Genomic DNA, 25,656 nt, shown 5'->3' on the forward strand with positions numbered 1-25,656 from the left:
GTTCGGGCGGCAGGTTGCATCTTCAGTGGGCACAAATCTGGTTGCCCATTATGCAACTTCGATTTCTTCCCAAACTCGACAACAAAAGGCTTTTCTCGCGCATCGGAATCGATAATGTTGCCTGTAGAGAAACAGCTTGAGGCACTCATGGTAGCGCGAGAAAAGCCCTTCGAGAGCGGAGCGGACACGGCGGACCCATCCGCGACGAGTTCGCCGAACGGCTTCAATGTCGGTGCCCGGCTCCGCGCCTTTCGCCTGCAGAAGCGGATTTCCATCGACACGGTCGCCGAGCGCGCGGGTGTCAGCAAATCCTTTCTCAGCCGCTTCGAGCGGGATCTCGTCCAGGCGTCCATCGCCTCGCTCCTGCGCATCTGCGACGCGCTCGACGTGCGCCCGGGCGCCATCTTCGATCCGCCGGCGACGCGTTTCGTCAAGGCGGGAGAGGGGGCCCCGATCAATCTGGGCGGCATCGGCATGCGCGAGCGGATCATCGGCGGCGTGGGCAACGAGCACATGATGGCGCTGCATTCCGTCGTGGCGCCGGGCGGCGGCTCGGGGCCGGAGCCCTATTCGCTGCGTGCGGACCTCGACCTCGTGCATGTGATCAGCGGTTGCCTCGACATCTCCGTCGGCGGCGAGGATTACCACATGACATCGGGCGATACGCTGAGCTTCGACCCGAAGATTCCCCACACCTGGCGCAACCCGTCCGAGAGCGAGCCCTGCGTGACGCTCTGGACGATCGTGCCGCCGCCCGCCTGAGCGGCGGGCGGACAGACCCTCTGGCGGACAGGTCCATGGACAAGCTTCACATCCGTGGCATCCACAAGCGGTTCGGCGAAACGGAGGTGCTCAAGGGCATCAACCTGTCCGCCACCGCAGGCGATGTCATCAGCATCATCGGATCCAGCGGTTCGGGCAAGAGCACCTTCCTGCGCTGCATCAACCTTCTGGAGCGGCCCAATGCGGGCACGATCAGCGTCAACGGAGAGGCGCTCGAACTGATCCCCGACCGCCGCGACGGGACGCTCCGCGCACGAAAGCCCGCGCAGTTGCAGCGCATGCGGGCGCGGCTGGCCATGGTGTTCCAGAATTTCTGCCTGTGGTCGCACATGACCATCCTGGACAATGTGGTGGAGGCGCCCGTCAGCGTGCTCGGCCTGGCGCGCCGGGATGCCGTCGACCGGGCGCGCCGCAACCTGGAAAAGGTCGGGCTTCGGCCGGACATGCTCGATCGTTACCCGAGCCAGCTTTCGGGCGGCCAGCAGCAGCGTGTGGCCATTGCCCGCGCGCTGACCATGGAGCCCGACGTCATGCTCTTCGACGAGCCGACCTCCGCCCTCGACCCGGAACTTGTGGGCGAGGTGCTCCGCGTCATGCAGGCGCTGGCGGAGGAGGGGCGCACCATGGTCGTCGTCACGCATGAAATGGGATTTGCGCGGCATTTGTCGTCGCGCGTCATGTTCCTGCACGCCGGCACGGTGGAGGAAGAGGGAACCCCGGACGACCTCTTCTCCCGCGCACAAAGCCCGCGCCTTCAACAGTTTCTCGCCGGCCGCCTGCACGCCTGAGCGCGGCGCCCGGCACAGGGATTTCGGCGCTTGGGCCCGGCGTCGAAACGCATGCTCCACCCTTCCACAAGAAGAGAGACACGTTCCATGAACCGTTTTACATCCCTCATCGGCAGCAGCCTCATTGCACTGGCGGCACTGGCCATGCCGGCGCATGCGCAGACCGTGACCATCGCCACCGACGCGACCTTTCCGCCCTTCGAATCCGTCGACGCCAACGGCAAGCTGGTCGGCTACGACATCGAGCTGATGGACGCCGTCTGCACGGCGGCCGCGCTCGACTGCGATATCATCGCGGCCGCCTGGGACGGGATGATCCCCGGCCTGCAGGCCGGCAAGTACGATGCCCTGATCTCGCAGCTCACCGTGACGGAAGCCCGCCGCAAGATCATGGCCTTCAGCGATGTCTACAGCCGGCCCATCTTCCGCTTCGTCGCCCGCAAGGGCGCGGATCTGGACGTTTCGCCCGAAGGGCTGGCCGGCAAGGTCATTGCCGTGCAGACCGGCACGCCGATGGATGCCTACGTGACCAAAACCTATCCGCAGGCGACCATCCGCCGCTATGACGGCGGCAGCGCCCCCTATCTGGAACTGACGGCCGGCCGTGCGGACCTGCATATGAGCTACGAGGCGCAGATCACGCACAGCTTCCTGAAGGGGGCGGGCGCACAGGATTTCGAACTGGTCGGCCCGCGCTTGACGGGTGCCGATGCGCCGGAATTCGGTGAGGGCGTGGCCATCGCCATCAACCGCCGCAATGGCGAGCTGGTCGACAAGATCAATGCCGGCCTGGCGAAGATCCGCGAGGACGGCACGCTCGCCGCGCTCGACGCCAAGTATTTCGGCGAGGAATAAGCCATGCAGGCCGGCTATGTCGTGTCGGTGCTGGCGGCAGGGTGGATCACCCTGGCGCTGGCGTTCCTGTCGCTCGTCCTGGCCGTCCTGATCGGCATTGCGGCGGCACTGGCCAAGCTGTCCCCGTCACGGGCGCTGCGCTGGTCCGCCGCGCTCTACACATCGCTCGTCCGGGGCATTCCGGATCTGGTGATGATGCTCCTGGTCTTCTACTCGCTTCCCGCCCTCCTGAACGAGGCGCTGCTGGCGCTCGATATCGATGCCTATGTCGAGTTCAGCCCCTTCGTCGCCGGCGCGGCGACGCTCGGAATCATCTTCGGCGCCTATATGGCCGAGACCTTCCGGGGCGCCTTGATGAACATTCCCAAGGGCCAGATCGAGGCGGCGAGGGCCTATGGCCTTGGACGTTTCCGGATCTTCTGGCGCATCGAGGTTCCGCAGATGACCCGGCTTGCCCTGCCGGGCTTCACCAACAACTGGCTGGTCCTGGCCAAGGCGACAGCGCTCGTATCGCTGCTCGGGCTCCAGGACGTCATGTTCCGGGCGCGCGGCGCGGCGGAGGCGACGGGCCAGCCCTTCACCTATTATCTTTTGGCGGGCGCCTTCTACCTTGCGCTCACCGCCCTCTCGCTCTGGGTCCTGACGCGTATCGCCCGGCGCTTCGAGGCCGGCGTGAAGGTGCTGGGCCGATGAGCTGGGACGTTATCGGCGACAATCTCGGCCTCTTCGCCACCGGAGCGCGGCTGACGCTCATCCTGACGCTCAGCGCGCTGGCCATATCCTTCGTGCTGGCGCTGCCGCTCGCGCTCGGGCGCAACGCGCAGAATGGCGTGCTGCGCAATGCCATCGCCCTCTACACGCTCATCTTCCGGGGCACGCCGCTTCTGGTGCAGCTCTTCCTCATTTATTACGGGCTGGCGCAGTTCGGGTGGATCCGGGAGAGCATTCTGTGGCCGTGGCTGTCCAGCCCGCTCATCTGCGCGATCCTGGCCTTCGTGCTCAATTCCACCGCCTATACGACCGAAATCTTCGCCGGCGGGCTGCGGCACCTGCCGCCGGGCGAGATCGAGGCCGCCCGCGCCTACGGCATGTCGCCGCTCACGCGGGCGCGGCGCATCCTCATCCCCGCCATGCTGACACGTTCGCTGACGCTCTACGGCAACGAGACGATCATGATGCTGCATGCAACCTCCCTCGCCAGCACCGTGACGCTCCTGGAGGTCACGGGCGTCGCCCGCAACATCACGCTCAATCACTACATCATGTTCGAGCCCTATGTGACCGCGGCCGGGATCTACCTGGTCATGACGCTGGTGCTCGTCCTCCTGTTCCAGCTCGCCCAGGCGCGCTGGGCCGGCTACCTGCGCGCCTGAGTGCGCGCACCTTGACCGCCTTCCCATCATCGACGTTGGAATTCATGACCCACAATCCCGATCTCGGCGCCCTGTTCGGTGCGGCCGGCACCTCCACCTTCCTGGGGCTTGAGGCCTGCACGGACCTGTCCGCCCTGACGGCGCCCATCGCGCTCATCGGCGCGCCCTGTGCGACACCCTACCGCGCGGTCGGCGCCTATTGCCGCAACGCGCCCGACGCGCTGCGCCAGGCCACCGCCGCGCTGACGGCCAATATCGACCGCTACGATTTCGACAGCGGCGGCCCGGTCTTTCCCGATGCCGGCCGGCGCGCGGTGGATTGCGGCAACCTGCCCTTCGACGAGGCCGATGCCGCAGGCAACCGCGAGGCGATCCGCCAGGCGGTGGCGCGCGTCGTGGCGCGCGGGGCGGTTCCGGTGCTCTTGGGCGGCGACGATTCCATCCCCATCCCGATGATCCAGGCGCTCGGGGAGGCGCCCGGGAACAAGCGCTACACGATCCTGCAGATCGACGCGCATATCGACTGGCGAGACAAGCACATGGATGAGCGGCTCGGCCTGTCTTCGACCATGCGGCGGGCATCGGAAATGCCTCATATCGAGCGGATCGTGCAGGTGGGCGCGCGCGGCATCGGCTCCGCAGCGGCAGAGGATTACGAGGCCGCCCGCGCCTGGGGCGTCACCTTCGTGCCGGCGCGCCAGTTGCACCGTGAGGGCGTGGAGGCGGCGCTGGCGGCCATACCGCAGGGGAGCGAGATCATCATCTGCATCGATGCCGATGCGTTGGACCCCTCCATCGTGCCCGGCGTGATCGCACGCTCCTTCGGCGGCCTCAGCTACGACCAGACGGTGGACCTGATCCGCGGCGCGGCACAGCGTGGACGCATCGCTGCCATGGACTTCGTCGAGTTCATGCCCGAGCGCGATATCGATGGCATGGGCGCGCTCGCCGTCGCACGCGTCATCACCACCGCGCTCGGCGTTCTGGCGCGCCAGGCGGACTGACGGCTTGGCGTGTTTCGCGTCTCAGACGGAGGAGAGGAGGATGCTCGTCTCGCTGTTGAGGATGCCGTCGATCTGCCGGACTTCCCGCAGGACGCGGTCGAAGTCCGGCAAGGAGGTGGCGCGCAGTTCGGCCACGAGGTCCCAGGCGCCGTTGGTCGTGTGGAGCGAGTGGAGTTCCGGCAGGCCCCGCAGGCGCTTGATGATGGCGCTGGTGGACTTGCCGGCCACCTCGATCATCATGACGGCGCGGATCGCGTCGTGATCATGGTCCTGCCGGACACGCACGGTGAAGCCCAGCACCGCGCCACTGTCCAGAAGCCGGTCCAGCCGCGCCTGGACCGTCCCGCGCGTCACACCCAGCATGGCGGCCAGCTTGGAAATCGGGGCGCGCCCGTCGGAGCGCAGGATGGCGATCATGCGCCGGTCCAGATCATCCAGTGCGACCATGCAATCTGCTCCTTTTGCCCGCGCAGTCTGGCGGCTCCAGCCTGCGAAAATGCATAGCATAGGCGTTTGAGCCGACAGAACGACAAACTATCCTCGCAGCACGAGGCCAGGACAGACAGATGAGAGTTTCCCCCATGCGCGGTTTCGCAATCCAGGCTCCGGCCAGCGTGGTGATGGTGCGGCCCCACCACTTCACCCCCAATCCAGAGACCGAGGCGGACAACGTCTTCCAGTCGGGCGACGGGCACCGCACGGCCGGCGAGATCGCGGCAGACGCCTTCGACGAGGTCACGCGCATGGCCGAGCGCCTGCGCGCAGCCGGCGTGAGCGTCCACCTGTTCGAGGACGAAACCCGCCAGACGCCGGACTCGGTCTTTCCGAACAACTGGTTCTCGACCCATTCGGGCGGGCATGTCGCGATCTTCCCGATGTTCAACGAAAGCCGGCGGCGCGAGCGGCGCGCCGACGTGATCGAGATGCTGAAGGCACGCTACCGGGTTCAGGACGTCATCGACTATTCCGGCCTGGAAGCGGACGAAGTGTTCCTGGAAGGGACGGGGGCGATGGTCCTCGATCATATCGGGCGCATCGCCTATGCGGCCCGATCGAACCGGACGAACGATGTCGCGCTGGAGCGCTTTTGCACGCATTTCAACTTCGAGCCCATGCTCTTCGAAGCGGCCGATCCGAACGGGCGGCTCATCTACCACACCAATGTCGTGATGTGCGTGGGCACCGAGCTCGCTCTGGTCGGGTTGGATACGATTCACGATCCAGCCCGCCGCGCGGAGATCGTCGCCCGGCTGGAGGAAACGGGGCGCCGTGTCATTGCCCTGGATTACGGGCAGATCCAGGATTTCGCCGGCAATGCGCTGGAATTGCAAGGGCGCGATGGGCGCTTCCTGGCCATGTCGTCCCGCGCGGCGGCATCCCTGCGGCCGGACCAACGGGCGGCAGTCGAAGCGCTTCTGCCCATCCTGGCGCTCGATGTCGCGACCATCGAGCTGGCCGGCGGCTCCGTGCGCTGCATGCTGGCCGGCGTCCACCTGTCCCGGCGGGTCGCACGGGCGGCGGAGGCGGCATGACATTGTGAACGGGAGGCCTTTCCGGGCCGCCTGTGCCGCTCCATAATTTGCTCCCGTCAACCGTCCATCCTTCATGAGGCAGGTTCATGCGCAGCAAAATCCTCTCTCTCGCGGGGGCCGGCCTGGTGCTGATGGCCGTCGGCGCGTGGTCCCAGCCGGCCCGGGCCCAATGGGCGCCGTCGACAGATTGCGACCAGTATGGCGGGTACGAACTCGACAATTGCCTGAACGATGCGAACACCGCAGCCGACGCGGCGCTGAACGCCGCCTATGCCAAGGCCGGTGCTTACATCGACGCCACGCAGGACATCCCGGCGGACAAGACATCCTGGCACGACGAGCTGCGTGCGGCACAGCGAGCCTGGATCGCCTTCCGAGATGCCAATTGCGCCTTCGACCTGATCGTTGCGGAATGGAATTCCGGCAGCGGCGCCAATGCGGCGCAAAAGGCCTGCGTGCTCGCCATGACGCTGGCGCGCACGGACGAACTGACGAAGCGATACACCGCGAACTGACCCACTCCCTGGAGCGCACCCCTATGAAGGCTACCCTGACCGGAACCACGCTGCCCGTTCTGGAACTCGACCTGCAGCCCGGCGAGAAGGTCGTCGCCGAGCCGGACCAACTGTCCTGGATGCAGGGCACGATCGACATGCGCACCACCACGGCGGCGGCTGGCAGCAGCGGCTTCTGGGGCGCGGTGGGGCGGGCCGTCTCCGGCGGCGGGCTGTTTCTGACCGAGTTCGAGGCCGGTGGCAGCGGCGGGTCGGTCGCCTTCGCCGCCCGCGTTCCGGGTGCCATTCATGAGGTGCCGCTGCATGGCGCACGCGGCTGCCTGATCCACCATGACGGCTTTCTGTGCGGAACGGACGGTGTCGTCCTGTCCACGGGCATCCAGCAATCGCTGGGCGCCGGCATGTTCGGCGGCGATGGCTTCGTGCTGCAGAAGCTTTCGGGGACCGGCACGGCCTGGGTCGAACTCGGCGGTGAGACGGTGGTGCGCGACCTTGCCGCCGGCGAGACGATCTCCGTCCATCCGGGCCATGTCGGCATGTTCGAGGATGGCGTCTCCTTCGAGATCACGACAATCCGCGGCGTGCGCAATGTCGTCTTCGGCGGGGACGGGCTCTTCCTGGCGCAGTTGACCGGCCCCGGCCGGGTCTGGCTGCAGACGCTGACCGTGCCGAAGCTTGCCCATGCGCTGGCCCGCTACATGCCGCACGAGGGCAAGTGAGATTGCAACTCCGGGCGCTAGTCCTTGCGGTTCATGGCATCGTTCAGCCCGTCGCCAGCTAGGTTGAAGCCGAGGACGATGGTCACGATGGCCAGGCCCGGCCAGACGGACATCCAGGGCGCGTCGGTCATGAACTGGCGCGCCACGTCCAGCATGCTGCCCCAGGAGGCGGCGGGCGGCCGCTGGCCGAGGCCCAGGAAGGCGAGGCTCGCCTCCGCAAGGATGGCGACGGCCATGGTGATGGTGGCCTGCACCACGACGGGCGTGACCACGTTGGGCAGGATATGCGCCAGGATGATGCTGCGGTCCCGCATGCCCTGGCCGCGGGCCGCGGTGACGAAATCCTCGTGCTTGATGGTGAGCACCTGGCCGCGCACCAGCCGGATGAAAATGGGCATGGCGGAGATGCCGATGGCGATCATCGCGTTTTCGAGGCTCGCGCCCAGAAAGGCGGCGAGCGCAATGGCCAGGACCAGAAACGGGCAGGCCAGAAGCGCGTCCGTGCAGCGGGAAATGATCGTATCGACCCAGCCGCCGTAATAGCCCGCGATCAGGCCGAGCGGCAGCCCGGCCAGGATGGCGATGCCGACCGCGATCAGGCCGGCGAGCAGCGAGGCGCGCGCGCCATAGATGATCCGCGAGGTGATGTCGCGCCCCAGATCGTCCGTTCCCATCCAGTGCAGGGCCGACGGTGCCTTGCGCACGTTCAGCCAGTCGGAGGCGAGCGGATCGTAAGGTGCGATCAGCGGCGCGAAGACGGCCAGCACCACGAAGAAGAGAATGATGACAAGGCCGATCACCGCGCTGCGCTGGGTCAGGACGCGCCGCCAGAAGGCGTTGCCGCGCGCGGCGGCAGGGGGAAGGGCGGCCGGGTCTGCCGAGAGACTCATGGTTGCAGCCTCGGGCTAAGCTTCACATAGAGGATGTCGGCGATCAGGCTGAGCAGGAGGAAGATCGCCGCCGAGCACAGGATGACGGCCTGCACCACGGCGTAGTCCCGGCTGAAGACGCCATCGACGATCATCTTGCCGAAGCCGGGTATGCCGAAAACCTGTTCGGTCAGCACCGCACCGGACAGGAGCTCACCCAGATGGAGCGTTCCCGTGGTGACAACGGGGGTCAGACCGTTGCGCAGGGCATGGCGCAGGATGACGACCCGCTCCTTCAGCCCTTTGGCGCGCGCGGTGCGCACGTAATCCTGGCGCAGGACCGTCAGCATGGAGTTGCGGGTATGGCGCATGATGATGGCCGCCGCCGCCGTGCCGAGGACAAGGCTCGGCAGGATCGTATGGCGCAGATTGTCGAGCGGAGACTGCGTGAAATGAACGAAGCCGCCGCTCGGCAGCCAGCCGAGCGAAACGGCGAAGGCCATGATGAGCATGATGCCGAGCCAGAAGCTCGGCACCGACAGACCGGCAAGCCCGATGGTGGTGACGGCCACATCGGCGATGCTGCCGCGCCGTATGGCGGCGTAGACGCCGGCCGGAACGCCGATCACGATGGCAATGAGGATCGCCTGGAGCGAAAGTTGCAGCGTGACCGGCAGGCGCTGCAAAAGCATCTCGCCGATTGGCAGGCGGGTGCGGATCGAGGTCCCGAAATCACCCTGCAGGAGGTTGCCGAGCCACGTCACGTACTGGACGGGCAGGGGCTGATCCAGCCCGTATTTGGCGCGAATGCTTTCGATCACGGCCGGGTCGCGGTCTTCGCCCGCCAAAGCGAGCGCCGGATCGCCCGGCAGGAGCTTCAAGAGCAGAAAGACGAAGACCGACAGGATCAGCAGCGTCGGGACCGCCGCCAGAAGCCGCCGCAGGATGAAGTTCAGCATCGCCATGCCAGGGGCCTTGTCGCAGAAGCCGGGTCGGTGGCGGGGCGGGTCCAGTCCCGCACCGCCGTGATGGAGCCGTTCAGTTGGCGGGCTTGACGCCGGTCAGGCGCAGGAGCCCGTCCGGATAGATGGCGATGCCTTCGATGTCCGCCTTGGCGCCATAGATCCAGGACGGATGATAGAGCGGGATGGTCGGCAGATCGGTCAGGAGGATGCCGGTTAGTTTTTCATAGAGCGCGATGCGCTCTTCCTGGCCGACGGCCTGCCGCGCCTCTGTCAGAAGGGTGTCCACCGTTGCGTTGTCGTAGCCGTTGAGGTTCTGGCTGCCGGTGGTGCTGAAGAAGGTGTTCAGCGTCGGATCGGGATCTGCGCGGCCGCTCCAGTTGCCGATATAGAGCTGGAAATTGCCGGCCTGGTAGCGCTCGATCGCGGACGAGGTTTCCAGTGGCAGTAGCTCCACCGCAAAGCCCGCTTCCGCGACCATCGCCTGGATGATCTGCGCCACGCGCCCATCGGTCAGCGAGTTTTCATAGGTGATCTCGAGCGTCGGCGCGGGCACGCCCGTCGCCTCGATCAGCTGCCTTGCCTTGGCGATGTCCCGCCCCGGCATGGGATGGTTCGGGCTGTGGAAGGGGCTCAGCGGTGTGAGCATCTGATTGTCGGCCGTGAAGGCGCCGTTGAAGGCCACCTGGTTGATGGCCGTGCGATCGAGAGAGGCTTCGAGCGCCTGACGCAGCTCGGCATGTTCGGCGAGCGGGCCGCCCGTGTCCGGCCGCATATTGATGAAGAGATGCGATACGCCAAGCCCCGGCGACTGGTGGATCGCCAGCCGGTCGTCGCCCTGCACCGTCGCGAGATCGGTGGGAGAGATACGCTCGGCCACATCCAGATCCCCCGCCTGCAGGCGCGACAGGCGCACCGTGGAATCGGGCAGGATGAGATATTCCACGCGATCGTAGCCGATCGCATCGGCATTCCAGTAATCGGCGAATTTCTCGACCACGATGGAGTCCCGCGCGCTGCGTGAGACGAACTTGAACGGCCCCGAGCAGACGGGCGCGGCCGCGAAGCCGTCGCCCGCCGCCTCCGCCGCCTTGGGCGATACCATCATGCCCGCCCGGTCGGTCAGCACCGACAGGAGCGGTGCGAAGGGTGCGTCGAGCTTCAGAGTCACCGTCTGCGGATCGACGACGACGACCTCCGTCACCGGCGACAGTTCCGCCTTGCGGCGCGATTCCGCAAGGCTCTTCATGCGTTCGATATTGGCTTTGACGGACTGGGCGTCGAACGGGGTGCCGTCATGGTAGACGACGCCCTGCCGCAGGGTCAGCGTCAGCTCCGTATTGGCATCGTTCCACTGCCAGGCGGTGGCGAGCCGCGGCACGATGCCGAGCTCGGCATCGATGTCGACGAGCTTGTCGCACAGTGCCTCGAAGACGATGCGGCCCGTATAGGTGCCACCCTGGGCCGGGTCCAGCGCATCGGGATCGTCCTGCAAGGCAACCCGCAGCGTGGCTGCGCTGGCGCAGGACATGCCGGCCAGCATCATGGCGGCCAGGATGGAAAGCGTTCGCACGGTCTTCGTCATCGTCCCTCTCGCGGAGCATGGCTCAATCTGCGGTAGCGAACTATACGCAGCGGCAATTGTAAAGTTCGCGAACTAACATTTCCGAATTTTTGTCCAAAGGCCGCTGCGAACTGCGGATTTTCGGTTGACCCGGTCACTTCTCCCGATAGTTTGTCCAGCGTGCGAACTAAGCCGGTGTTTCATGATCCTTGCCCATCAGACCTTTTCCTCGCGCCAGCAGATCCAGCGGGCGGTCATCCTGGCGGCAATGGACAATGATCAGGTCTCCCGCGCAGAACTGGCTCGCCTGTCCGGCCTGTCCAAGCAGACCATGTCGGATGTGTTCCGCGAGCTGGAGGAAGACGGCTGGCTGGCGCTGGCCGGCCGCGTCTCCGGTACGGTCGGCCGCAGCGCCGCCGTCTATGAACTGGCCCCGTCGCGCGCGCTTCTGTTCGGGGCGGATGTGGGCGGCACGAAGATCCACACCGCCCTGGCCGATGCCAAAGGCCGCGTCCTGGCGGAGCTGGAAGTGCCGACCACGCAGGACGGGCCCCATGCCTTCGCCGACCAGCTCGTGGAGTGCTGCCGGCGGCTGACGGAGATGGCCGGACAATCGCGCGATCGCATCGCCGCCGGGGCCATCGGCATTCCCGGGGCCTTCGACAAGGCCGCGCGCAAGCTCTTCATGGTGCCCAACATCGCCGGCATGAACGGCTATGCGATCGAGGACGACCTGAGGGAGAAGCTCGGCTTCGAGCTGCGGGTCGACAATGATGTGAACATGGCCGCCAAGGGAGAAATGTGGCAGGGCGAGGGGCGCGACATTGCCTGTTTCGTGTTCATTGCCCTCGGCACGGGGATCGGCATGGGCATCATCAACGAGGGGCGGATCCTGTCCGGCGCGCGCGGCGCGGCCGGAGAGGTTGCGACCTTGCCGATCGGCGGCGATGCTTTCGACGCCCGCAATTTTCACGCCGGCGTGCTCGAACGCAGCGTCGGCAGCATTGCCCTGTGCGAGCGCTACGAGGGCGCGGGTGGCGCGCCCGGAAGCACGATGCGTGACATCTTCGCCGCCAGCCAGAAGGGGGATGCCATCGCCACGGCCGTCCTGACCGAGGCGGCCCGCCAGATCGCGCTCGGGATCGTGGCCACCTGTGCGATACTGGACCCGCAACGTGTGGTCATGGGCGGCAGTATCGGGGAGCGGGAGGAACTCGTGGATATGATCCGCCATTTTGTCGCGCTCGCCACACCGACGCCGCCGGAATGCGTGATCAGCACGCTCGGCCGCCGGGCCGGGCTGCTCGGCACGATCGGCCAGAGCCAGGACCTGTTGCGCGCGCAGCTCCTGAACGTCGAGCCCGCACGGGTGGGGCGGCCATGAGCGAACGCATCGACACGTCTGTTGCGACCCATCGCCCCCGCATCCTCGTCATGCCCGACGCGCCGCTGGCCGATGCGCATGTGGCAGAGAGGATCGCGGCGTATCTGGCGCGGGAAAGCCGGCCCGTTCTCGGCCTTGCGACGGGGCGCACCATGGTGCCCGTCTATGCCGCGCTGCGCGAGCGCTTCGTGCAGGGCCGGTTGAGCTTCGCCGAGGCCGAGAGTTTCAATCTCGACGAATATTGCGGCTTGCTGGCAGAGGATCCGTCCAGCTTCGCCAGCTATATGCGCCGCCACCTCTTCGACCATGTGGACATGGCGCCGGGGCGCTACCACCTGCCGGACCCACAGGCGCCGGACGCCTTCGAGGCGCAGATCGCCCGGGCCGGGGGCATCGGGCTGCAACTCCTCGGCATCGGGCGCAACGGCCATATCGGCTTCAATGAACCGGGCGCCGCGCGTGACAGCCGCACGCGCATCGTGCGGCTGGAGGAATCGACCCGCCGCGCCAATGCCGGCGACTTTCCGCAAGGCGCGGTGCTTCCCACCCATGCGGTGACCATGGGGATAAGCACGATCCTTGAGGCGCGTTCGATCGTGCTTCTGGCCATCGGGGCCGGAAAGGCCGACAGTCTGGCGCGGGCCTTCGACGGACCTGTCGGCCCTGCGTGCCCGGCCTCGTTCCTGCAATTGCATGGCGACGTCACCGTCGTCTGCGACGCCGCGGCGGCGTCACGCCTTGAGGAGACGACATGATCGGCCAAACCATCATCGAGCGGGATTTCATGCAGCCCGGAAAGTCCGTGGCGGTGGCCGGTCAGGCGATGATCGCCACCTCGCATCCGGAGGCGACGCTCGCCGGGCTGGCGATCCTGGAAGCGGGCGGCAACGCCGTGGATGCCGGCCTGGCCGCCGTGGCGCTGCAAGGCGTGGTCGATCCGCACATGACCGGCATCGGCGGGGATTGTTTCGCGCTCTACTGCCCGGCCGGCGGGGTGCCCGTCGCGTTGAACGGATCGGGCAGGGCGCCCGCCGCCGCCACCTGCGAGCACCTTGCCGCGCTCGGCCTTGCAAGCGTGCCGGACCGTTCGGTCCATGCGGTCACCATTCCAGGTGCCGTGGATGCCTGGTGCCAGCTCAGCGCGCGCTATGGCCGGATCGGCCTGCCGCGCATTCTGGAACGCGCCATCACGGCCGCGCGCGAGGGCTTCGTCATCACGCCGCGCGTGGCGCTCGACTGGGCCCGCTATGCCGACCGCCTGAGCACGGATGCGGCCACGCAGGCGCAATTCCTGCCGCAGGGCCGCGCCCCCGCCATCGGCGAGCGGATCGCCAATCCGGCCCTTGCGCGAACGCTGGACGCCATTGCGCGCGAGGGGCGCAGCGCCTTTTACGAAGGCCCCGTGGCCCGCAACATGGTGGAGACGCTGCAGGCCCTGGGCGGGCTGCACAGGCTGGAGGATTTCGCCAGCTACAGCGCCACGCAGACGGCGCCCATTTCCGCCCCGTACCGCGGCTACGAGCTCGTCGAGTGCCCGCCCAACGGGCAGGGCCTCGCCGCGCTGATCATCGCGCGGATTCTGGACGGGTTCGACCTTGCCGCGCCGGACCTGTCGCAGGCGGACCGGATCCACCTTTTCGCAGAGGCGACCAAGGCCGCCTACCGCCAGCGGGACCTGTACTTCGCCGATCCCGACCATATGCGCCTGTCGGCCGACGATCTTCTGTCCGACCGGTTCATCGATGCGCTGCGCGCCGAGATCCGGATGGACCGGGCCTCGCCGCCCGAGCGCTTCGACATGCCCGTGCACCGCGATACGGTCTATGTGACGGTGGTGGACGCAGATGGCAACGCGCTGTCGCTCATCAACTCCATCTTCTTTGCCTTTGGCAGCGGGCTCTATGCGCCGGAGGCGGGCGTCCTGTTCCAGAACCGGGGTTGCGGCTTTTCGCTGGAGCCGGGCCATCCCAATGTCATCGGCCCGCGCAAGCGGCCGTTCCACACGATCATTCCCGCCATGGTGCTGCAGGACGGCCGGCCTGTCATGAGCTTCGGCGTGATGGGCGGGCAGTACCAGGCGCTCGGGCACGTCCACATCCTGTCGCAGATCCTGGATCATGGGCTGGACGTCCAGATGGCCAGCGATCAGCCGCGCACCTTCTATACGGACGGGGCGCTGACGCTGGAGACGACCATACCGGAGACGGTCTGGCAGGAGCTCGAGCGGCGGGGGCACCACACGCTTTGGGCCGACGCACCGCTCGGCGGCTGCCAGGCCATCTGGATCGACCGGGAGCGTGGCGTCCTGTGGGGCGCTTCGGACCATCGCAAGGACGGTGTTGCACTGGGGTATTGAGCATGAGCCAGACGAGCGTCGTATCGATCCGGGATTTGAGCCTGCGCCTTCCCATCGGCGCGGACAGGGAGTTTGCCCTCAAAGGCATGGACCTGGAGCTGCGGCGTGATGAAATCGTCTGCATCGTGGGGGAATCGGGCTCCGGCAAATCGCTCTGCGCCCAGGCCCTCATGGGCCTTCTGCCCAAGGTCATCGCGGTGGAGGGTGGGCAGGCCATCTATGACGGGATCGATCTTCTGAAGGCCGATGCCGGCCAGATGCGCCGCATCCGTGGGGCCCGCATCTCCATGATCTTCCAGGAGCCGATGACGGCGCTGAACCCGTCCATGCGGGTGGGCGACCAGATCGCCGAAGTCTTCGAGGCGCATGACCTTTTGACGCCGGCCGAGCGCCGCGCGCGATGCCTGGACCTTGCCCGGGAAGTGCATCTTCCCGATCCCGAGAACCTCTTGAACGCCTATCCGCACCAGCTTTCGGGCGGGCAGCGGCAACGGGCCATGATCGCCATGGCCCTGGCGCTCGAGCCCGATCTCATCATCGCGGACGAGCCGACCACCGCGCTCGACGTGACGACGCAGGCCCAGGTCCTCAAGCTGATGCGCGACATACAGAGGCGGCGCGGCACGGCGGTGATGTTCATCACCCATGATTTCGGCGTGGTGGCCGACATCGCCGATCGGGTCCTGGTGCTCCAGCGCGGCATCGTGGTGGAAGAGGGGCCGGTGTCGCAGGTCCTCTCGGTGCCGCAGCACCCTTATACGCGCGCGCTCCTGGCCGCCGTGCCGACGGGCGTGCCCGCCGCGCCGTCGCTGGCGCGGGGCGCCGATGTGGCCCTGCAGGTCGAGGGGCTGCGGAAAACCTACCGGACACGCGCCGGGCTGATGGGGCCGATGCGCGAAGTGCTGGCGGTCGACGATGTGAGCTTTTCCATCTGCCGCGGCGAAACGCTGGGCCTTGTGGGGGAATCGGGTTCGGGCAAATCCAGCATCGCCAAGCTGGTCACCCGGATCGTCGAGCCCGATGCCGGCACCATCCATCTGTCCGGCCGCTCCTTCACGCAGATGTCCGGCGCTGCCCTGCGGCAGGGCCGCAGCCGCATCCAGATGGTGTTCCAGGATCCCTACGCCTCCCTGAACCCAAGGCGGCCTGTCGGCCTGTCGATCGCCGACGGGCCGATGGCGCGGGGCGTGCCCCGCCGCCAGGCGCTGGCGCGGGCAGCCGAGCTCCTGGAACTGGTCGGCTTGTCGGCGGCGGCCAGCTCCCGCCTGCCACACGCCTTTTCCGGCGGCCAGCGCCAGCGCATCGGCATTGCCCGCGCGCTGGCGCTCGATCCGGAAGTGCTGATCGCCGACGAGGCCGTCTCCGCACTGGATGTGACGGTGCAGGCGCAGGTGTTGAAGGAACTCGCCGTTCTGAAGACGCGGCTGAACCTCGCCATGCTCTTCATCACTCATGATCTTCATGTGGCGGCGCAGGTCTGCGACCGGGTCGCCGTCATGCAGCGCGGCAGGATCGTGGAGATCGCCCCCACGGCGCAACTCTTCGCCGATCCGCAGCATTCCTATACGCGCGCGCTGTTGGCGGCGATCCCCGGCGGGGAGGGTGGGCGCGGGCGGTTGGCGGTGCATTGAGGGAACGGGGTCGTCAGTCGGCCACGCGTTCCGTTCCAAGCCGCGTCTCGACCAGAGGGCGCACATCGACTCTTGCGCGCAGGCGCGCCGCCAGTAGCGCCATGCCGCTGATCTTGCGCTGCACGAACAGCGTATCGGTCGGCGGAATGTGCCAGGATTCCCGGACGCTCGCCACCGAAGCGGCCTGTTCGCGCACGACGGCCAGGAAGCGCCGATCCGCAAAGTCGAAAGGTTGCGGGCGCGACGTCTCGGCAAGGATGATGTCGATCATCCGGTCGACGAGCGCCCCGTGCCGCCGCACGGCCGCCTCGCCGAGGAAGCCGGCTTCGACGGCAGCCCGCCGGACCGCGGCGCGGTCCCCGGCAAGGGCGGCGGTCAGAAGCCTGGCATAGGCCTCCGACGTCTGCGGCGCGACGGGGCGCGCCGCCCCGAAATCCAGGAGAACGATCCGGCCGCTGTCCGGCTGGTAGCGGAAGTTCGCGAAGTTCGGATCGGTCTGCATGATGCCGAAGCGGAAGAGTTCATCGAGCACCAGCTCGATGAGGAGCCCGGCGATACGGTCGCGCTCCCCTTGCGCGGCCTCGGCCATCGACTCGATCGGGACACCCTCGACATAGGACATGGCAAGGGCGTTGTCGGTCGTGAAATCGGGCGCCGGAACGGGAACGACGAAGGCGTCATTGCCGGACAGATGGCGGCCATAGGCCTCCATTTGCGCGCTTTCGCGCCGATAGTCGGTTTCCTCGTGGAGCTGGGTCTTGGCCTCGGCCAGGAGCGGTGCAATGTCGAGCGTCGGCGGCAGGATGCCGGAGACGCGCAGGAGCGTGGCGACATTGTCGACATCGGCATCGATGCTGTCGCGCACGCCGGGATACTGGATCTTGATCGCCAGATCGCGCCCGTCCTGCGTGCGGGCGCGGTGAACCTGCCCGATCGAGGCCGCGGCAATGGGCCTGGCGTCGAAACGCTGGAAGCGCAGGCGCCATTCCCGCCCCCATTCGGCGGTCAGCACCCGCTCGAGCTGGGCGGGCGGCATGGGGTCGGCGCTGGCGCGCAGCCGCGCCATGATCTGCGAAAGCTCTGCCGGCAGAGCATCTCCCGCATCGAGGGAGATCATCTGCCCAAGCTTCATGGCGGCTCCGCGCAGATGCGACAGGCGGTCGGCCACGCGCAGGAGGTTGCCCGGCGTCAGAAGCATATCCCGCATCTGTGGCCGCTGCCCGTCGGCAAGCCGCCGGGCGCCCTCCGCCAGCATGCCGCCGGCCAGGCCGCCCGCCAGCCGGCCGAACTGCCCCAGCCGCGACAGCCGCCCGCTCGGCACCGCGCGGCCGGGCTTATTGTCTTCGCGCTTGCTCATCGCCTTGGCTCCCCTTTGCGCGCCAGCCGTTGCAGGCCGGGCCGCAGGCGCAGAAACATGCGGTAGAGGCGCTCGAGCACGATGAGAGCGAAGGGGCGGGCGAAGAGCCGGCCGAAGGGGCGAAGAGCCGGTACGGCACGCCACATGGCCGCAAAGGCTTCTGCGCCGCTGAGCAGCCGTCCGTTCTCCATGGCGTGAAAGCGTGCAAGAAGCGCCTCGCGCCCGATCGGGCAGGCGGCCGGGCCGGCTTGCGCCACATCGACGAAGCGAATCGATCCACGGCGGTCGAGCCGCCGGATCAGCGCGATCTCCCGACTGCAGAGGGGGCAGGACCCGTCATACCATACCGTCACAACAGCCATGCCCGAGAGATGGTGCGCCACCGCGCAAATGCCCGCAATCGGCCCTGCGGCAGATTGCATCACGCTTGCAAAGCGGCGGGCCGCTCAGGCGCTCTGCAACCGCGCACTGCGCCCGCTATTGGCGAACATGCCGGCCAGCACCACTGCCAGCCAGATGGCGGCGAGGGCCCACCACAGGCCGCCGGCGATCAGCGCCATGCCGATGAGCCCGGCCTGGAGCGTGTAGTAAGCCATGGGGATCAGCGTCATGCGGATGATATCGCCTTCGCGGTCGGTCAGGCCGACCACGGCCGAGGCCGCCACGACATTGTGGACGCAGATCATGTTGCCGGCCGCGCCGCCCACGGCCTGCAGCGTGACGACGCCGATCGTGGCAAGGCCTGTCAGTCCGATCTGCTCGGCCGCAGAGAACTGGAAGAGCGAGAACATCATGTTCGAAACGGTGTTCGAGCCAGCGATGAAGGCGCCGAGGGCGCCGATCAGCGGCGCAAAGAGCGGCCACAAGGCGCCGGTGGCGCCCGCCGTCGTTTCCGCAAGGATAAGGGGCATGGAATCCAGGCTGCCGCGCCCCGTATTCAGGAAGACCTGCACCATCGGGACGGCGATCAGCAAGGCCGGCGCCGCCGCCACCATGGTGCGCGCCGAATTGCTCCAGGCCCGGCCATAGGCCTTCGCGCTCATGCCGAAGACGAAGAAGGCGATGAGCGAGGTGACGATCATGATCGTGCCCGGCGAATAGAGGAGTTCGGCATTGGCGCTGATGCCGGAGCCGAAGAGGTCGGGAAAGGACAGCGTGGCGGCGGCCGAGGTCAGCGCCGCCTTCAACGGATCGATCGTGCGGGTGGCCACGAGCAGCACCGCGATGACGAAATAGGGCGACCAGGCCCGCAGCAGTCCGATCCGGCGGGTGCCTGGCGCGTCCGCCTGCAGCTGCGCCGGTGCGAGCGTGCCGAACCAGCTTTCGTTCCAGCCGGCGCGCTTGGGAAACTCGAAGCTCGTCGTGGGCTGCAGGAAGCCGCGCCGCGTGGCGGGCACCACGATCAGAAGGCCGATCAGCCCGCCGAGGAGCGATGGGAATTCCGGGCCGAGCAGGAGCGCGACGAGGTAATAGGGAAGGGTGAAGGCAAAGCCGCAGAAGAGCGCGAAGGGCCAGACGGCGAAACCGTCGCGGAAGGATCGGTTCGCGCCGAAAAAGCGGGTCATCATGCCCACCATGATCAGCGGGATGATAAAGCCGACCAGCGCATGGACGAGCGCCACATTGGCCGCCAGCATGACGATGTATTCGGGCAGGGAGACCGGCGCGATGCTGGCCGCGACGCCTTCATTGTTCGACAGGCCCGTCGTCACGCCGACCAGCATGGGGGTGCCGACCGCGCCGAAGGACACCGGTGTCGACTGGATGATGAGCGTGACGAGCACCGCGGCCATGGCCGGGAAGCCGATGGCGACGAGGAGCGGCGCGGCGACCGCCGCCGGCGTTCCGAAGCCGGAGGCGCCCTCTATCATCGAGCCGAAGAGCCAGGCGATGATGATGGCCTGGACACGCCGGTCGGGGGACAGCGCCGTGAAGCCATCGCGGATGGCGCGCACCGCCCCGCTCTCCTGCACCGTCTCCAGGACGAGGATCGCCCCGAAGATGATGAAGAGCAGCGCCAGGGCGGTGACCAGGCCGTTGACCGTCGCGGCGCCCACCACGGACAGGTCGAGCCCCCAGACCGCCATGGCCAGACCCACCGTGACGACATAGGCCACGAGCATGGAAAGCTTGGCCGAGCGTCGCAGGATGACGAGCAGCACGAGCACGATGGCGATGGGCAGAAGTGCCATGGCGAACAGGGCAAATTGCGGCACTGGTATCCCCTCCCAAGTTCCAGTCGGAGCGATTGTGCCAGCAATCATTCGGTCAGGGACAATCACGTTTTGCCGATCAGGCGTCGTGGTGCTCCGTTCCGGACCGGTTTTCCAGTGGCTGGGATTGGCGCGGCAGGACGCCGTCGAGCGCGTCCGGCCCGGCAAGGCCCTGCATGTCGCCCCCCGATACGTAGATGGCGCGGCCGAGGAGATGGCCGGCAATGGGCACGGTCAGGATCAGGAAGGCGATGACGAAAAGGCCGACGATGGTGGCACCCACCGTCTGCAAGGACAGGATCGCGCCGAGGACGGTGAAGATCGCCCCCACCGTTCCGGCCTTGGTGGCGGCATGCATGCGCTGGAAGGGATCGGAAAAGCGGATGAGCCCGAGCGCCGCGGCGAAGATGAAGATTGCACCGACGATCTGGCAGGCAAGCGCCGCGAGCGACAGGATCGGCATCAGCGTTTCCGTTCCAGAAAGGCGGCGAAGGCGCAGGTGGCCACGAAGGACATGAGCGCGATGCCGATGGCGACATCCAGAAATTCGCGCCGAGCCGTCAGGGAGGCCGTCAGCGCCGCGATGGCGACGGCGATCCCGGTCAGCATGTCTACGGCCACGAAACGGTCCGCCAGGCTTGGGCCCCGCACCATGCGCCAGAAGGTCATGGCGAGCGGAACCGCCAGCAAGGCGACGAGCCCGCCGGTGACGATGTCCGCGATGGCATCCAGCTGCAGGCTCATGGTTCGATCCGGGCGATGCGGGCTTCGAAGGTGGTGGAGATATCCCGGACGAGGGCTTCCGGGTCCGGCGCATCCAGCGCATGGACATAGATCCAGCGCCGGTCCGGGCTGACATGGAGCGAGCATGTCCCCGGCGTCAGGGTGATCATGTTGGCCAGCATGGCGATGCCGTGATCCGTCTTCAGACGCACCGGTACGGCCACGATGGCCGACCGCGTCTCGGGCCGGCGGGCAAAGGCCGCCCGCGCCACGGCGATGGAGGACAGGAGGAGTTCCCTCAGGAAGATGCAGCCGAGGCCGAGCGCGGCGATTGTTCGGGACATTGGCGTGCGGTTCATCGGCCGAGCCTCATGCGAAGGACCGCCTCGATATAGGGCGTCGGGTCGGCAAGGTCCCGGGCCGCCGCGTGCGCGAAGGTGACGAAGGGCTCTGCGAAAAGACCCATGCACACCGTCAGAGCGGCCAGGAGCGCGATGGCGGCGTAGAAGGGCGCCGGCACCGTGCGCACCCTGCGGCGGAAGGCTGGCGCGGGCTTCCAGAACCCTTCCGACCAGATCTTGCTCATCGAATAGAGCGTCAAAAGCCCTGTGGCGAGCGCCGCCCCGGCCAATGCATAGGCCTGCGCGCGCAGGCTTGCGTCGAGGACGAGGAACTTCGCCCAGAAGCCGGACAAAGGCGGTATGCCACCGAGCGACAAAGCGGGAACGAGGAACAGGGCGGCGAGGGCAGGATGGCTGCGCATGAGCCCGCCGCTGCGGCGCAGATCGAAGCTGCCCGATGCGCGGTGCATGGCGCCGGCCACCAGGAAGAGGTTCGCCTTCACGATGATGTGGTGGACGATGTAGAAGATGCCGCCCGCAAGGGCCGCCGGCGTCGCCAGCGCAAGGCCGAGCAGCATGTAGCCGATCTGGCTGACGATGTGGAAGGACAGGATCCGCCGCACGTCCCATTGCACGGCTGCACCGAAGACACCGAAGATCATCGTGCCGGCCGCCACCACCGCCATGGCCGGACCGAGCCCCGAAACCTCCATGGGCAGGATCAGCGTAAAGACGCGGAAACAGGCATAGACGCCGACCTTCGTCAGAAGGCCGGCAAAGATGGCGGCCACCGTGATCGACGCCGTGTGGTAGGAGGCCGGCAGCCAGAAGAAGAGCGGGAAGTAGCCCGCCTTGATGCCGAAGCCGCAGAAGAGAAGAATGCCGCTGACGGCCAAGGTGAAGGATGGCGTTTCGCCGCGCAGGCGCAGGGCAAGGTCCGCCATGTTGAGCGAGCCCGCCACGCCGTAGAGCATGCCGACGGCCATCAGGAACAGGAGCGTGGAAAAGAGGTTCAGGACGGCGTAGCGCAGCACGCCGTCGAGCTGCGCACGCGTGCGGCCGATAGCGATGAGCCCCATGGCCGTGATCAGCATGATCTCGAACCAGACATAGAGATTGAAGATATCGCCCGTCAGGAAGGCGCCATTTACCCCGGCCAGCATGCCCTGAAGCAGCGGATGGAACCCGGCGCGCTCCTCCCGCCGACGGATATCCGCCATGCCGAAGATCATGGTCGAAAGCGCCATGATGCCGGTGATCGCCACCATGGCGGCCGCCAGCCGGTCGGCCACGAAGCTGATGCCGAAGGGCGCGGCCCAGGCGCCGAACTGCACCGCCACGACGCCCCGGTCCAGCACCTGCCACAAGAGCAGAAGCCCGGCAGCGCACAGGCCGGCGGCGGCGGACCGCGAAACGATCCGCTGCAGGGCCGGCCGGTTCCACAGGATGGCCGTCGCCGCTGCGGCCGCCAGGGGAATGAGCACCGGCCACAGGATGGCGTTGCCGAAGACGAAGCCGGAGATCACGACCGGTCCTTAACGTCGAAAGGGCTGCCGAGACGTTCGGCATCATGCAGATCGCGCATGTCGAGCGTGCCGGTGGAGCGCAGGATCTGGAGGGCCAGCGCCGCTGCGAAGGCGGTCAGGGCGAAGCCGATGACGATGGCGGTCAGGATCAGCGCCTGCGGCAACGGATTGGCCGCCTCGGCCCCCAGCGTGGCGCCATTGGCAGCGATGACGGGCGGAACGCCGCTGACGATCCGCCCGCTATAGAGGATGACGAGATTGACCGCCGCCGACAGGATGGCAACACCGATGATGATGCGCACCACATGGCGCGACAGGAGAAGATAGACGCCGCAACCGGACAGGCCAGCGATCACCAGCGCATAGACGAGGTTCATGCCGCATCATCCTCGTAGAAGCGCAGGACCATGGCGACGACGCCCCCGACGACGACGAGATAGACCCCGATATCGAAAATTAGCGCCGTGCCGGTGTGGAAGCTCCCGAGATGGAGCCACCAATGCGTCAGGTAAGAGCCTTGCGTGAGAAGGCCCGGCACGCCGCTCGCCACCGCAAGCGCCAGGCCGCAGCCGAGGATGGAGATGGGGTGCAGGCGCAGCGCGGCCCGCGCGGCCGACGGCCCATCGGACAGGGCCAGTATTGAGAAGGCCGAAGCCGCCATGAGTCCGCCTACAAAGCCGCCGCCGGGGAAGTTATGGCCGCGATACAGAATGAAGAGCGAAGCCGCCATCAGCATGCCGAAGAGAATGCGCGACAGGGCCGAGAGCACGAGCGAGTTCATCGGGCAGGCCCCTTTCGGCTGGCCGTGCGCCGCCGCAGCATGCCCCACACGCCGATGGCCGCAAAGCCGATGACGGCGATCTCTCCCATCGTGTCGAGTGCGCGGAAATCGACCAGGATGACGTTGACGACGTTGCGGCCAAAGGCGGCCTCGTAGCTGACCTTGCCGTAGAATTGCGAGAGGGACAGATCGAGCGGGCTTAAAGGCAGGGCCGCCAGCGCCAGGAAGACCAGGAGCGCGAACCCGCCGGCCAGGACGGCGTCGAAGCGCCGTTCGCCACTGCTGCGCGTTGCGCAGACGCGGATCGGCGCGCGCAGGAGAAGCGCTGTCAGGATCAGCACAACAAGCACCTCGACCGAGAATTGCGTGAGCGCCAAGTCCGGCGCGCCATTGACGAGGAAGAGGATGGCCGATCCGAAGCCGATCATCCCCATGGCCACGATGGAGACGATCAGCGAGCGCGTCAGAACGGCCGCCAGCCCGCCCGCCAGCATCAGCGCCAGAATGGCAGTGGGGAGAATCCGCAGCTCTCCCATGGACGTATCGAGGCGTGGCGCGGTGCCCGAGAAGAGGAGGGTCCCGGCCGCGATGGCGATGACGGCCAGGATGACGATGCCGGTGGCGCGGCGCTGATCGCCATTCTGCAGCATGCGTGTCGCGCAGCGCGCCAGCGCCAGCGTGCCGTCGAAGAGGGCGTTGTAACCGGCATCGCCGAGCAGGCGGTCCACGCTGCGCCGGCGGCCGAGGATCATGACCGCACGCGGCCAGGCGACGAAAAGCGCGATGCCCAGGCCCAGAACCAGGAGGCTGAGGCCAAGGACGGGCGTGACGCCGTGCCAGAGCACGGGCGCGAAGGAAAATTCGACGCCGATGAGGGCACTCGTGGCCGATGCGACCAGCGGCGCGGCAAGGCCCGGCGCAACGCCGAGGACGAGGCCCGCCACCGAAAGGACCATCGGCCCGAAGACGAGGCCGAATGTTTCCCTGTGGTGCGTGTGGCTTGGCTGGCCATAGCCCGCCAGGAAGGGGCGCACTGCCGCCGTCAGCCCGATCATCACGAAACCCGCATTGCCGAGGACTACGGCCGCAACCAGCAGCGCGTGCGCGCCGCCGTCCAGGAGCGCCTCGAAGATGGTTTCCTTGGCCAGGAAGGTGATCAGCAGGGGCAGGCCGCACATGGACGCGGCGGCGAGGGCGCAGGCCGCGGCAGTCCAGGGCAGGGGCCGGGCCAGCCCACGCATGGCGGCGATATCGGCGGCATGGGTGGCGTGGATGGCCGTGCCCGCACAGAAGAAGAGCGCGGCCTTGTAGAGCGCATGGGCCAGGATGAAGAGCACCACGGCAAGGCTTGCCACCGGCCCGTCGAGCCCGATGAGAAGGACGAGGAGCCCGAGCGAGCCGACCGTCGAATGCGCCAGTATGGCCTTGAAGCCCCCTTGCGTCAGCGCGCGCAACACTGCGACGAGAAGCGTCACCGCGCCGACGATGATGAGGATCGGTCCGAAGGCCGGCATGGCAGAAAAGGGAATGTCCAGCCGCGCCAGAAGATAGACGCCGAGCTTCACCATCGTTGCCGAATGAAGATAGGCGGAGGCCGGTGTGGGGGCTGCCATGGCATTGGGCAGCCAGAAGTGGAACGGGAACTGCGCCGACTTGGTGAACGCGCCGATCAGGAACAGGCAGAGGATTGCCGGCGCCAGGGGGGATGCCGCCAGCTCGGGCCCAAGGGTTGCAATCTGCGACAGATCATAGGTGCCGAGCACCCGCCCGATCAGCAGAATCCCCGCAAAGAGGGCGAGGCCGCCGCCCGCCGTGACGATGAGCGATTGGAGCGCGGCCTTGCGCGCCTTCGCATCCTCTGACGAGAACCCGATCAACAGGTAGGAGATCAGGCTCGTCGCTTCCCAGAAGACATAAGCGAGGATCAGATTGTCCGAAAGGACCGTGCCCAGCATCGCCGCCATGAAGGCGAAGATGAGCGTGATGAAGTTGCCGGCCGTCCGTCGCGGCGCCTGCGCGAAATAGGCGGCCGCATAGAAGACGACGAGCGCACCGATGCCCGTGATGAGCAGAGCGAAAAGCAGGGAGAAGCCGTCAAGCCGCAGCGACAGGGACACGCCGAGCGAAGGCACCCATTCGATGGAGGCCGCCTGCGGCCCGCTCGCGCCCAGCGCCGCAAAAGCGATCATGAGCCCGGCCGGCACAAGTCCGAGCGCCATGCCCCCGGCCCGCGGAAAGCGCATCATGACCGGCCGCGCGACGAGGGCCGCAGCGAGGGGGATGGCCAACAGGATGTAGAGGGCGAATCCCACCGCGATGCCTTGTTCCGTCAGATCGAACACCAGCATCCATGCGGGCAGCATAAAGGCAAATCGAAAGT

The 25,656-nt window shown here is 67.1% G+C and carries 27 protein-coding genes; 13 read left to right on the top strand and 14 right to left on the bottom strand.

Annotated elements, in window-relative coordinates; genetic code table 11:
• Nucleotides 1-147: 147 nt before the first annotated feature.
• From AUL30_RS09190 to AUL30_RS09215, 6 genes are all read left to right on the top strand, one after another.
• Entirely contained in the window at nucleotides 148-762 is a 615-nt protein-coding gene (locus AUL30_RS09190) for a helix-turn-helix domain-containing protein (protein WP_062227563.1), read from the top strand.
• A gap of 35 nt (nucleotides 763-797) precedes the next feature.
• Complete coding sequence (locus tag AUL30_RS09195; protein WP_062227564.1) at nucleotides 798-1,571, top strand: ATP-binding cassette domain-containing protein; 774 nt, start codon at nucleotides 798-800, stop codon at nucleotides 1,569-1,571.
• 87 nt (nucleotides 1,572-1,658) lie between these two features.
• Entirely contained in the window at nucleotides 1,659-2,426 is a 768-nt protein-coding gene (locus AUL30_RS09200) for a transporter substrate-binding domain-containing protein (RefSeq protein ID WP_062227565.1), read from the top strand.
• 3 nt (nucleotides 2,427-2,429) lie between these two features.
• Nucleotides 2,430-3,119 carry an ABC transporter permease gene (locus AUL30_RS09205; RefSeq protein WP_062227566.1) on the top strand — a complete coding sequence of 230 codons (690 nt, stop codon included), beginning with the start codon at nucleotides 2,430-2,432 and terminating at the stop codon, nucleotides 3,117-3,119.
• Nucleotides 3,116-3,799: an ABC transporter permease gene (locus tag AUL30_RS09210; RefSeq protein ID WP_062227567.1), complete on the top strand. Its 684-nt coding sequence runs from the start codon at nucleotides 3,116-3,118 to the stop codon at nucleotides 3,797-3,799. The genes AUL30_RS09205 and AUL30_RS09210 overlap by 4 nt, the downstream gene beginning before the upstream one ends.
• Before the next feature lie 44 nt (nucleotides 3,800-3,843).
• Nucleotides 3,844-4,803, top strand: coding sequence for an arginase family protein (locus AUL30_RS09215; RefSeq protein ID WP_062227568.1), 960 nt, complete (start codon nucleotides 3,844-3,846; stop codon nucleotides 4,801-4,803).
• 21 nt (nucleotides 4,804-4,824) lie between these two features.
• Here the strand turns inward: AUL30_RS09215 and AUL30_RS09220 are convergent, their stop codons facing one another.
• The gene (locus tag AUL30_RS09220; protein ID WP_062227569.1) at nucleotides 4,825-5,250 is read right to left on the bottom strand and encodes an Lrp/AsnC family transcriptional regulator; all 426 of its coding nucleotides are present in this window, start codon (nucleotides 5,248-5,250) and stop codon (nucleotides 4,825-4,827) included.
• Nucleotides 5,251-5,384: 134 nt separating this feature from the next.
• On the opposite strand from AUL30_RS09220, the gene ctlX reads away from it, so the two are divergent.
• The 3 genes from ctlX to AUL30_RS09235 all read left to right on the top strand — a co-directional run bounded on the left by ctlX (nucleotide 5,385) and on the right by AUL30_RS09235 (nucleotide 7,569).
• Entirely contained in the window at nucleotides 5,385-6,335 is a 951-nt protein-coding gene (gene ctlX, locus AUL30_RS09225; RefSeq protein ID WP_062227570.1) for a citrulline utilization hydrolase CtlX, read from the top strand.
• A gap of 86 nt (nucleotides 6,336-6,421) precedes the next feature.
• Complete coding sequence (locus AUL30_RS09230; protein WP_062227571.1) at nucleotides 6,422-6,850, top strand: lysozyme inhibitor LprI family protein; 429 nt, start codon at nucleotides 6,422-6,424, stop codon at nucleotides 6,848-6,850.
• Between the two features lie 23 nt (nucleotides 6,851-6,873).
• Nucleotides 6,874-7,569, top strand: coding sequence for an AIM24 family protein (locus tag AUL30_RS09235; RefSeq protein ID WP_062227572.1), 696 nt, complete (start codon nucleotides 6,874-6,876; stop codon nucleotides 7,567-7,569).
• Nucleotides 7,570-7,586: 17 nt separating this feature from the next.
• Here the strand turns inward: AUL30_RS09235 and AUL30_RS09240 are convergent, their stop codons facing one another.
• From AUL30_RS09240 to AUL30_RS09250, 3 genes are all read right to left on the bottom strand, one after another.
• Complete coding sequence (locus AUL30_RS09240; protein ID WP_062227573.1) at nucleotides 7,587-8,459, bottom strand: ABC transporter permease; 873 nt, start codon at nucleotides 8,457-8,459, stop codon at nucleotides 7,587-7,589.
• Nucleotides 8,456-9,397 (bottom strand): ABC transporter permease, encoded by a 942-nt coding sequence (locus AUL30_RS09245; protein ID WP_062227574.1) that lies wholly within the window; start codon nucleotides 9,395-9,397, stop codon nucleotides 8,456-8,458. Before AUL30_RS09245 ends, AUL30_RS09240 begins: the two co-directional genes overlap by 4 nt.
• Nucleotides 9,398-9,476: 79 nt before the next feature.
• Entirely contained in the window at nucleotides 9,477-10,985 is a 1,509-nt protein-coding gene (locus AUL30_RS09250; RefSeq protein WP_062227575.1) for an ABC transporter substrate-binding protein, read from the bottom strand.
• Nucleotides 10,986-11,166: 181 nt separating this feature from the next.
• On the opposite strand from AUL30_RS09250, the gene AUL30_RS09255 reads away from it, so the two are divergent.
• Genes AUL30_RS09255 through AUL30_RS09270 form a run of 4 tightly spaced genes read left to right on the top strand, consistent with a single transcriptional unit; the run spans nucleotide 11,167 to nucleotide 16,335 of the window.
• Nucleotides 11,167-12,348 carry an ROK family transcriptional regulator gene (locus AUL30_RS09255; protein ID WP_062227576.1) on the top strand — a complete coding sequence of 394 codons (1,182 nt, stop codon included), beginning with the start codon at nucleotides 11,167-11,169 and terminating at the stop codon, nucleotides 12,346-12,348.
• The gene (locus AUL30_RS09260; RefSeq protein WP_062227577.1) at nucleotides 12,345-13,103 is read left to right on the top strand and encodes a glucosamine-6-phosphate deaminase; all 759 of its coding nucleotides are present in this window, start codon (nucleotides 12,345-12,347) and stop codon (nucleotides 13,101-13,103) included. The genes AUL30_RS09255 and AUL30_RS09260 overlap by 4 nt, the downstream gene beginning before the upstream one ends.
• Nucleotides 13,100-14,704, top strand: coding sequence for a gamma-glutamyltransferase (gene ggt / locus AUL30_RS09265; protein ID WP_062227578.1), 1,605 nt, complete (start codon nucleotides 13,100-13,102; stop codon nucleotides 14,702-14,704). Before AUL30_RS09260 ends, ggt begins: the two co-directional genes overlap by 4 nt.
• 2 nt (nucleotides 14,705-14,706) lie before the next feature.
• Nucleotides 14,707-16,335 (top strand): ABC transporter ATP-binding protein, encoded by a 1,629-nt coding sequence (locus AUL30_RS09270; RefSeq protein ID WP_062227579.1) that lies wholly within the window; start codon nucleotides 14,707-14,709, stop codon nucleotides 16,333-16,335.
• Between the two features lie 13 nt (nucleotides 16,336-16,348).
• Here AUL30_RS09270 and AUL30_RS09275 read toward each other — a convergent pair whose 3' ends face one another.
• The 10 genes from AUL30_RS09275 to mbhE all read right to left on the bottom strand — a co-directional run bounded on the left by AUL30_RS09275 (nucleotide 16,349) and on the right by mbhE (nucleotide 25,618).
• Complete coding sequence (locus tag AUL30_RS09275; protein ID WP_062227580.1) at nucleotides 16,349-17,692, bottom strand: ABC1 kinase family protein; 1,344 nt, start codon at nucleotides 17,690-17,692, stop codon at nucleotides 16,349-16,351.
• Entirely contained in the window at nucleotides 17,689-18,075 is a 387-nt protein-coding gene (locus AUL30_RS09280) for a thiol-disulfide oxidoreductase DCC family protein (protein WP_244490769.1), read from the bottom strand. The genes AUL30_RS09275 and AUL30_RS09280 overlap by 4 nt, the downstream gene beginning before the upstream one ends.
• 63 nt (nucleotides 18,076-18,138) lie before the next feature.
• Nucleotides 18,139-19,908 carry an L-lactate permease gene (locus AUL30_RS09285; protein ID WP_083507796.1) on the bottom strand — a complete coding sequence of 590 codons (1,770 nt, stop codon included), beginning with the start codon at nucleotides 19,906-19,908 and terminating at the stop codon, nucleotides 18,139-18,141.
• Between the two features lie 76 nt (nucleotides 19,909-19,984).
• Nucleotides 19,985-20,368, bottom strand: coding sequence for a monovalent cation/H(+) antiporter subunit G (mnhG, locus tag AUL30_RS09290; RefSeq protein WP_062227581.1), 384 nt, complete (start codon nucleotides 20,366-20,368; stop codon nucleotides 19,985-19,987).
• Complete coding sequence (locus tag AUL30_RS09295; RefSeq protein ID WP_062227582.1) at nucleotides 20,368-20,649, bottom strand: monovalent cation/H+ antiporter complex subunit F; 282 nt, start codon at nucleotides 20,647-20,649, stop codon at nucleotides 20,368-20,370. Before AUL30_RS09295 ends, mnhG begins: the two co-directional genes overlap by 1 nt.
• Nucleotides 20,646-20,972, bottom strand: a complete 327-nt coding sequence (locus AUL30_RS09300; protein WP_244490770.1) for a Na+/H+ antiporter subunit E — start codon at nucleotides 20,970-20,972, stop codon at nucleotides 20,646-20,648. Before AUL30_RS09300 ends, AUL30_RS09295 begins: the two co-directional genes overlap by 4 nt.
• 11 nt (nucleotides 20,973-20,983) lie before the next feature.
• Nucleotides 20,984-22,495, bottom strand: a complete 1,512-nt coding sequence (locus AUL30_RS09305) for a Na+/H+ antiporter subunit D (RefSeq protein WP_244490771.1) — start codon at nucleotides 22,493-22,495, stop codon at nucleotides 20,984-20,986.
• Nucleotides 22,492-22,872 (bottom strand): NADH-quinone oxidoreductase subunit K, encoded by a 381-nt coding sequence (locus AUL30_RS09310; protein WP_062227584.1) that lies wholly within the window; start codon nucleotides 22,870-22,872, stop codon nucleotides 22,492-22,494. The genes AUL30_RS09305 and AUL30_RS09310 overlap by 4 nt, the downstream gene beginning before the upstream one ends.
• Nucleotides 22,869-23,276: an MnhB domain-containing protein gene (locus AUL30_RS09315; RefSeq protein ID WP_062227585.1), complete on the bottom strand. Its 408-nt coding sequence runs from the start codon at nucleotides 23,274-23,276 to the stop codon at nucleotides 22,869-22,871. The genes AUL30_RS09310 and AUL30_RS09315 overlap by 4 nt, the downstream gene beginning before the upstream one ends.
• Complete coding sequence (gene mbhE / locus AUL30_RS09320; protein ID WP_244490772.1) at nucleotides 23,273-25,618, bottom strand: hydrogen gas-evolving membrane-bound hydrogenase subunit E; 2,346 nt, start codon at nucleotides 25,616-25,618, stop codon at nucleotides 23,273-23,275. Before mbhE ends, AUL30_RS09315 begins: the two co-directional genes overlap by 4 nt.
• Nucleotides 25,619-25,656: the final 38 nt, after the last annotated feature.

The sequence above is a fragment of the Aureimonas frigidaquae genome (assembly GCF_001463905.1).
Lineage (GTDB): Bacteria > Pseudomonadota > Alphaproteobacteria > Rhizobiales > Rhizobiaceae > Aureimonas > Aureimonas frigidaquae.

What these genes read in the sequence shown, in the direction of transcription:
- AUL30_RS09190 (WP_062227563.1), top strand. Translation starts at nt 148, where the DNA reads ATGGTAGCGCGAGAAAAGCCCTTCGAGAGCGGAGCGGACACGGCGGAC.
- AUL30_RS09195 (WP_062227564.1), top strand. Translation starts at nt 798, where the DNA reads ATGGACAAGCTTCACATCCGTGGCATCCACAAGCGGTTCGGCGAAACG.
- AUL30_RS09200 (WP_062227565.1), top strand. Translation starts at nt 1,659, where the DNA reads ATGAACCGTTTTACATCCCTCATCGGCAGCAGCCTCATTGCACTGGCG.
- AUL30_RS09205 (WP_062227566.1), top strand. Translation starts at nt 2,430, where the DNA reads ATGCAGGCCGGCTATGTCGTGTCGGTGCTGGCGGCAGGGTGGATCACC.
- AUL30_RS09210 (WP_062227567.1), top strand. Translation starts at nt 3,116, where the DNA reads ATGAGCTGGGACGTTATCGGCGACAATCTCGGCCTCTTCGCCACCGGA.
- AUL30_RS09215 (WP_062227568.1), top strand. Translation starts at nt 3,844, where the DNA reads ATGACCCACAATCCCGATCTCGGCGCCCTGTTCGGTGCGGCCGGCACC.
- AUL30_RS09220 (WP_062227569.1), bottom strand. Translation starts at nt 5,250, where the DNA reads ATGGTCGCACTGGATGATCTGGACCGGCGCATGATCGCCATCCTGCGC.
- ctlX (WP_062227570.1), top strand. Translation starts at nt 5,385, where the DNA reads ATGCGCGGTTTCGCAATCCAGGCTCCGGCCAGCGTGGTGATGGTGCGG.
- AUL30_RS09230 (WP_062227571.1), top strand. Translation starts at nt 6,422, where the DNA reads ATGCGCAGCAAAATCCTCTCTCTCGCGGGGGCCGGCCTGGTGCTGATG.
- AUL30_RS09235 (WP_062227572.1), top strand. Translation starts at nt 6,874, where the DNA reads ATGAAGGCTACCCTGACCGGAACCACGCTGCCCGTTCTGGAACTCGAC.
- AUL30_RS09240 (WP_062227573.1), bottom strand. Translation starts at nt 8,459, where the DNA reads ATGAGTCTCTCGGCAGACCCGGCCGCCCTTCCCCCTGCCGCCGCGCGC.
- AUL30_RS09245 (WP_062227574.1), bottom strand. Translation starts at nt 9,397, where the DNA reads ATGCTGAACTTCATCCTGCGGCGGCTTCTGGCGGCGGTCCCGACGCTG.
- AUL30_RS09250 (WP_062227575.1), bottom strand. Translation starts at nt 10,985, where the DNA reads ATGACGAAGACCGTGCGAACGCTTTCCATCCTGGCCGCCATGATGCTG.
- AUL30_RS09255 (WP_062227576.1), top strand. Translation starts at nt 11,167, where the DNA reads ATGATCCTTGCCCATCAGACCTTTTCCTCGCGCCAGCAGATCCAGCGG.
- AUL30_RS09260 (WP_062227577.1), top strand. Translation starts at nt 12,345, where the DNA reads ATGAGCGAACGCATCGACACGTCTGTTGCGACCCATCGCCCCCGCATC.
- ggt (WP_062227578.1), top strand. Translation starts at nt 13,100, where the DNA reads ATGATCGGCCAAACCATCATCGAGCGGGATTTCATGCAGCCCGGAAAG.
- AUL30_RS09270 (WP_062227579.1), top strand. Translation starts at nt 14,707, where the DNA reads ATGAGCCAGACGAGCGTCGTATCGATCCGGGATTTGAGCCTGCGCCTT.
- AUL30_RS09275 (WP_062227580.1), bottom strand. Translation starts at nt 17,692, where the DNA reads ATGAGCAAGCGCGAAGACAATAAGCCCGGCCGCGCGGTGCCGAGCGGG.
- mnhG (WP_062227581.1), bottom strand. Translation starts at nt 20,368, where the DNA reads ATGCCGATCCTGTCGCTCGCGGCGCTTGCCTGCCAGATCGTCGGTGCA.
- AUL30_RS09295 (WP_062227582.1), bottom strand. Translation starts at nt 20,649, where the DNA reads ATGAGCCTGCAGCTGGATGCCATCGCGGACATCGTCACCGGCGGGCTC.
- AUL30_RS09300 (WP_244490770.1), bottom strand. Translation starts at nt 20,972, where the DNA reads ATGTCCCGAACAATCGCCGCGCTCGGCCTCGGCTGCATCTTCCTGAGG.
- AUL30_RS09310 (WP_062227584.1), bottom strand. Translation starts at nt 22,872, where the DNA reads ATGAACCTCGTCTATGCGCTGGTGATCGCTGGCCTGTCCGGTTGCGGC.
- AUL30_RS09315 (WP_062227585.1), bottom strand. Translation starts at nt 23,276, where the DNA reads ATGAACTCGCTCGTGCTCTCGGCCCTGTCGCGCATTCTCTTCGGCATG.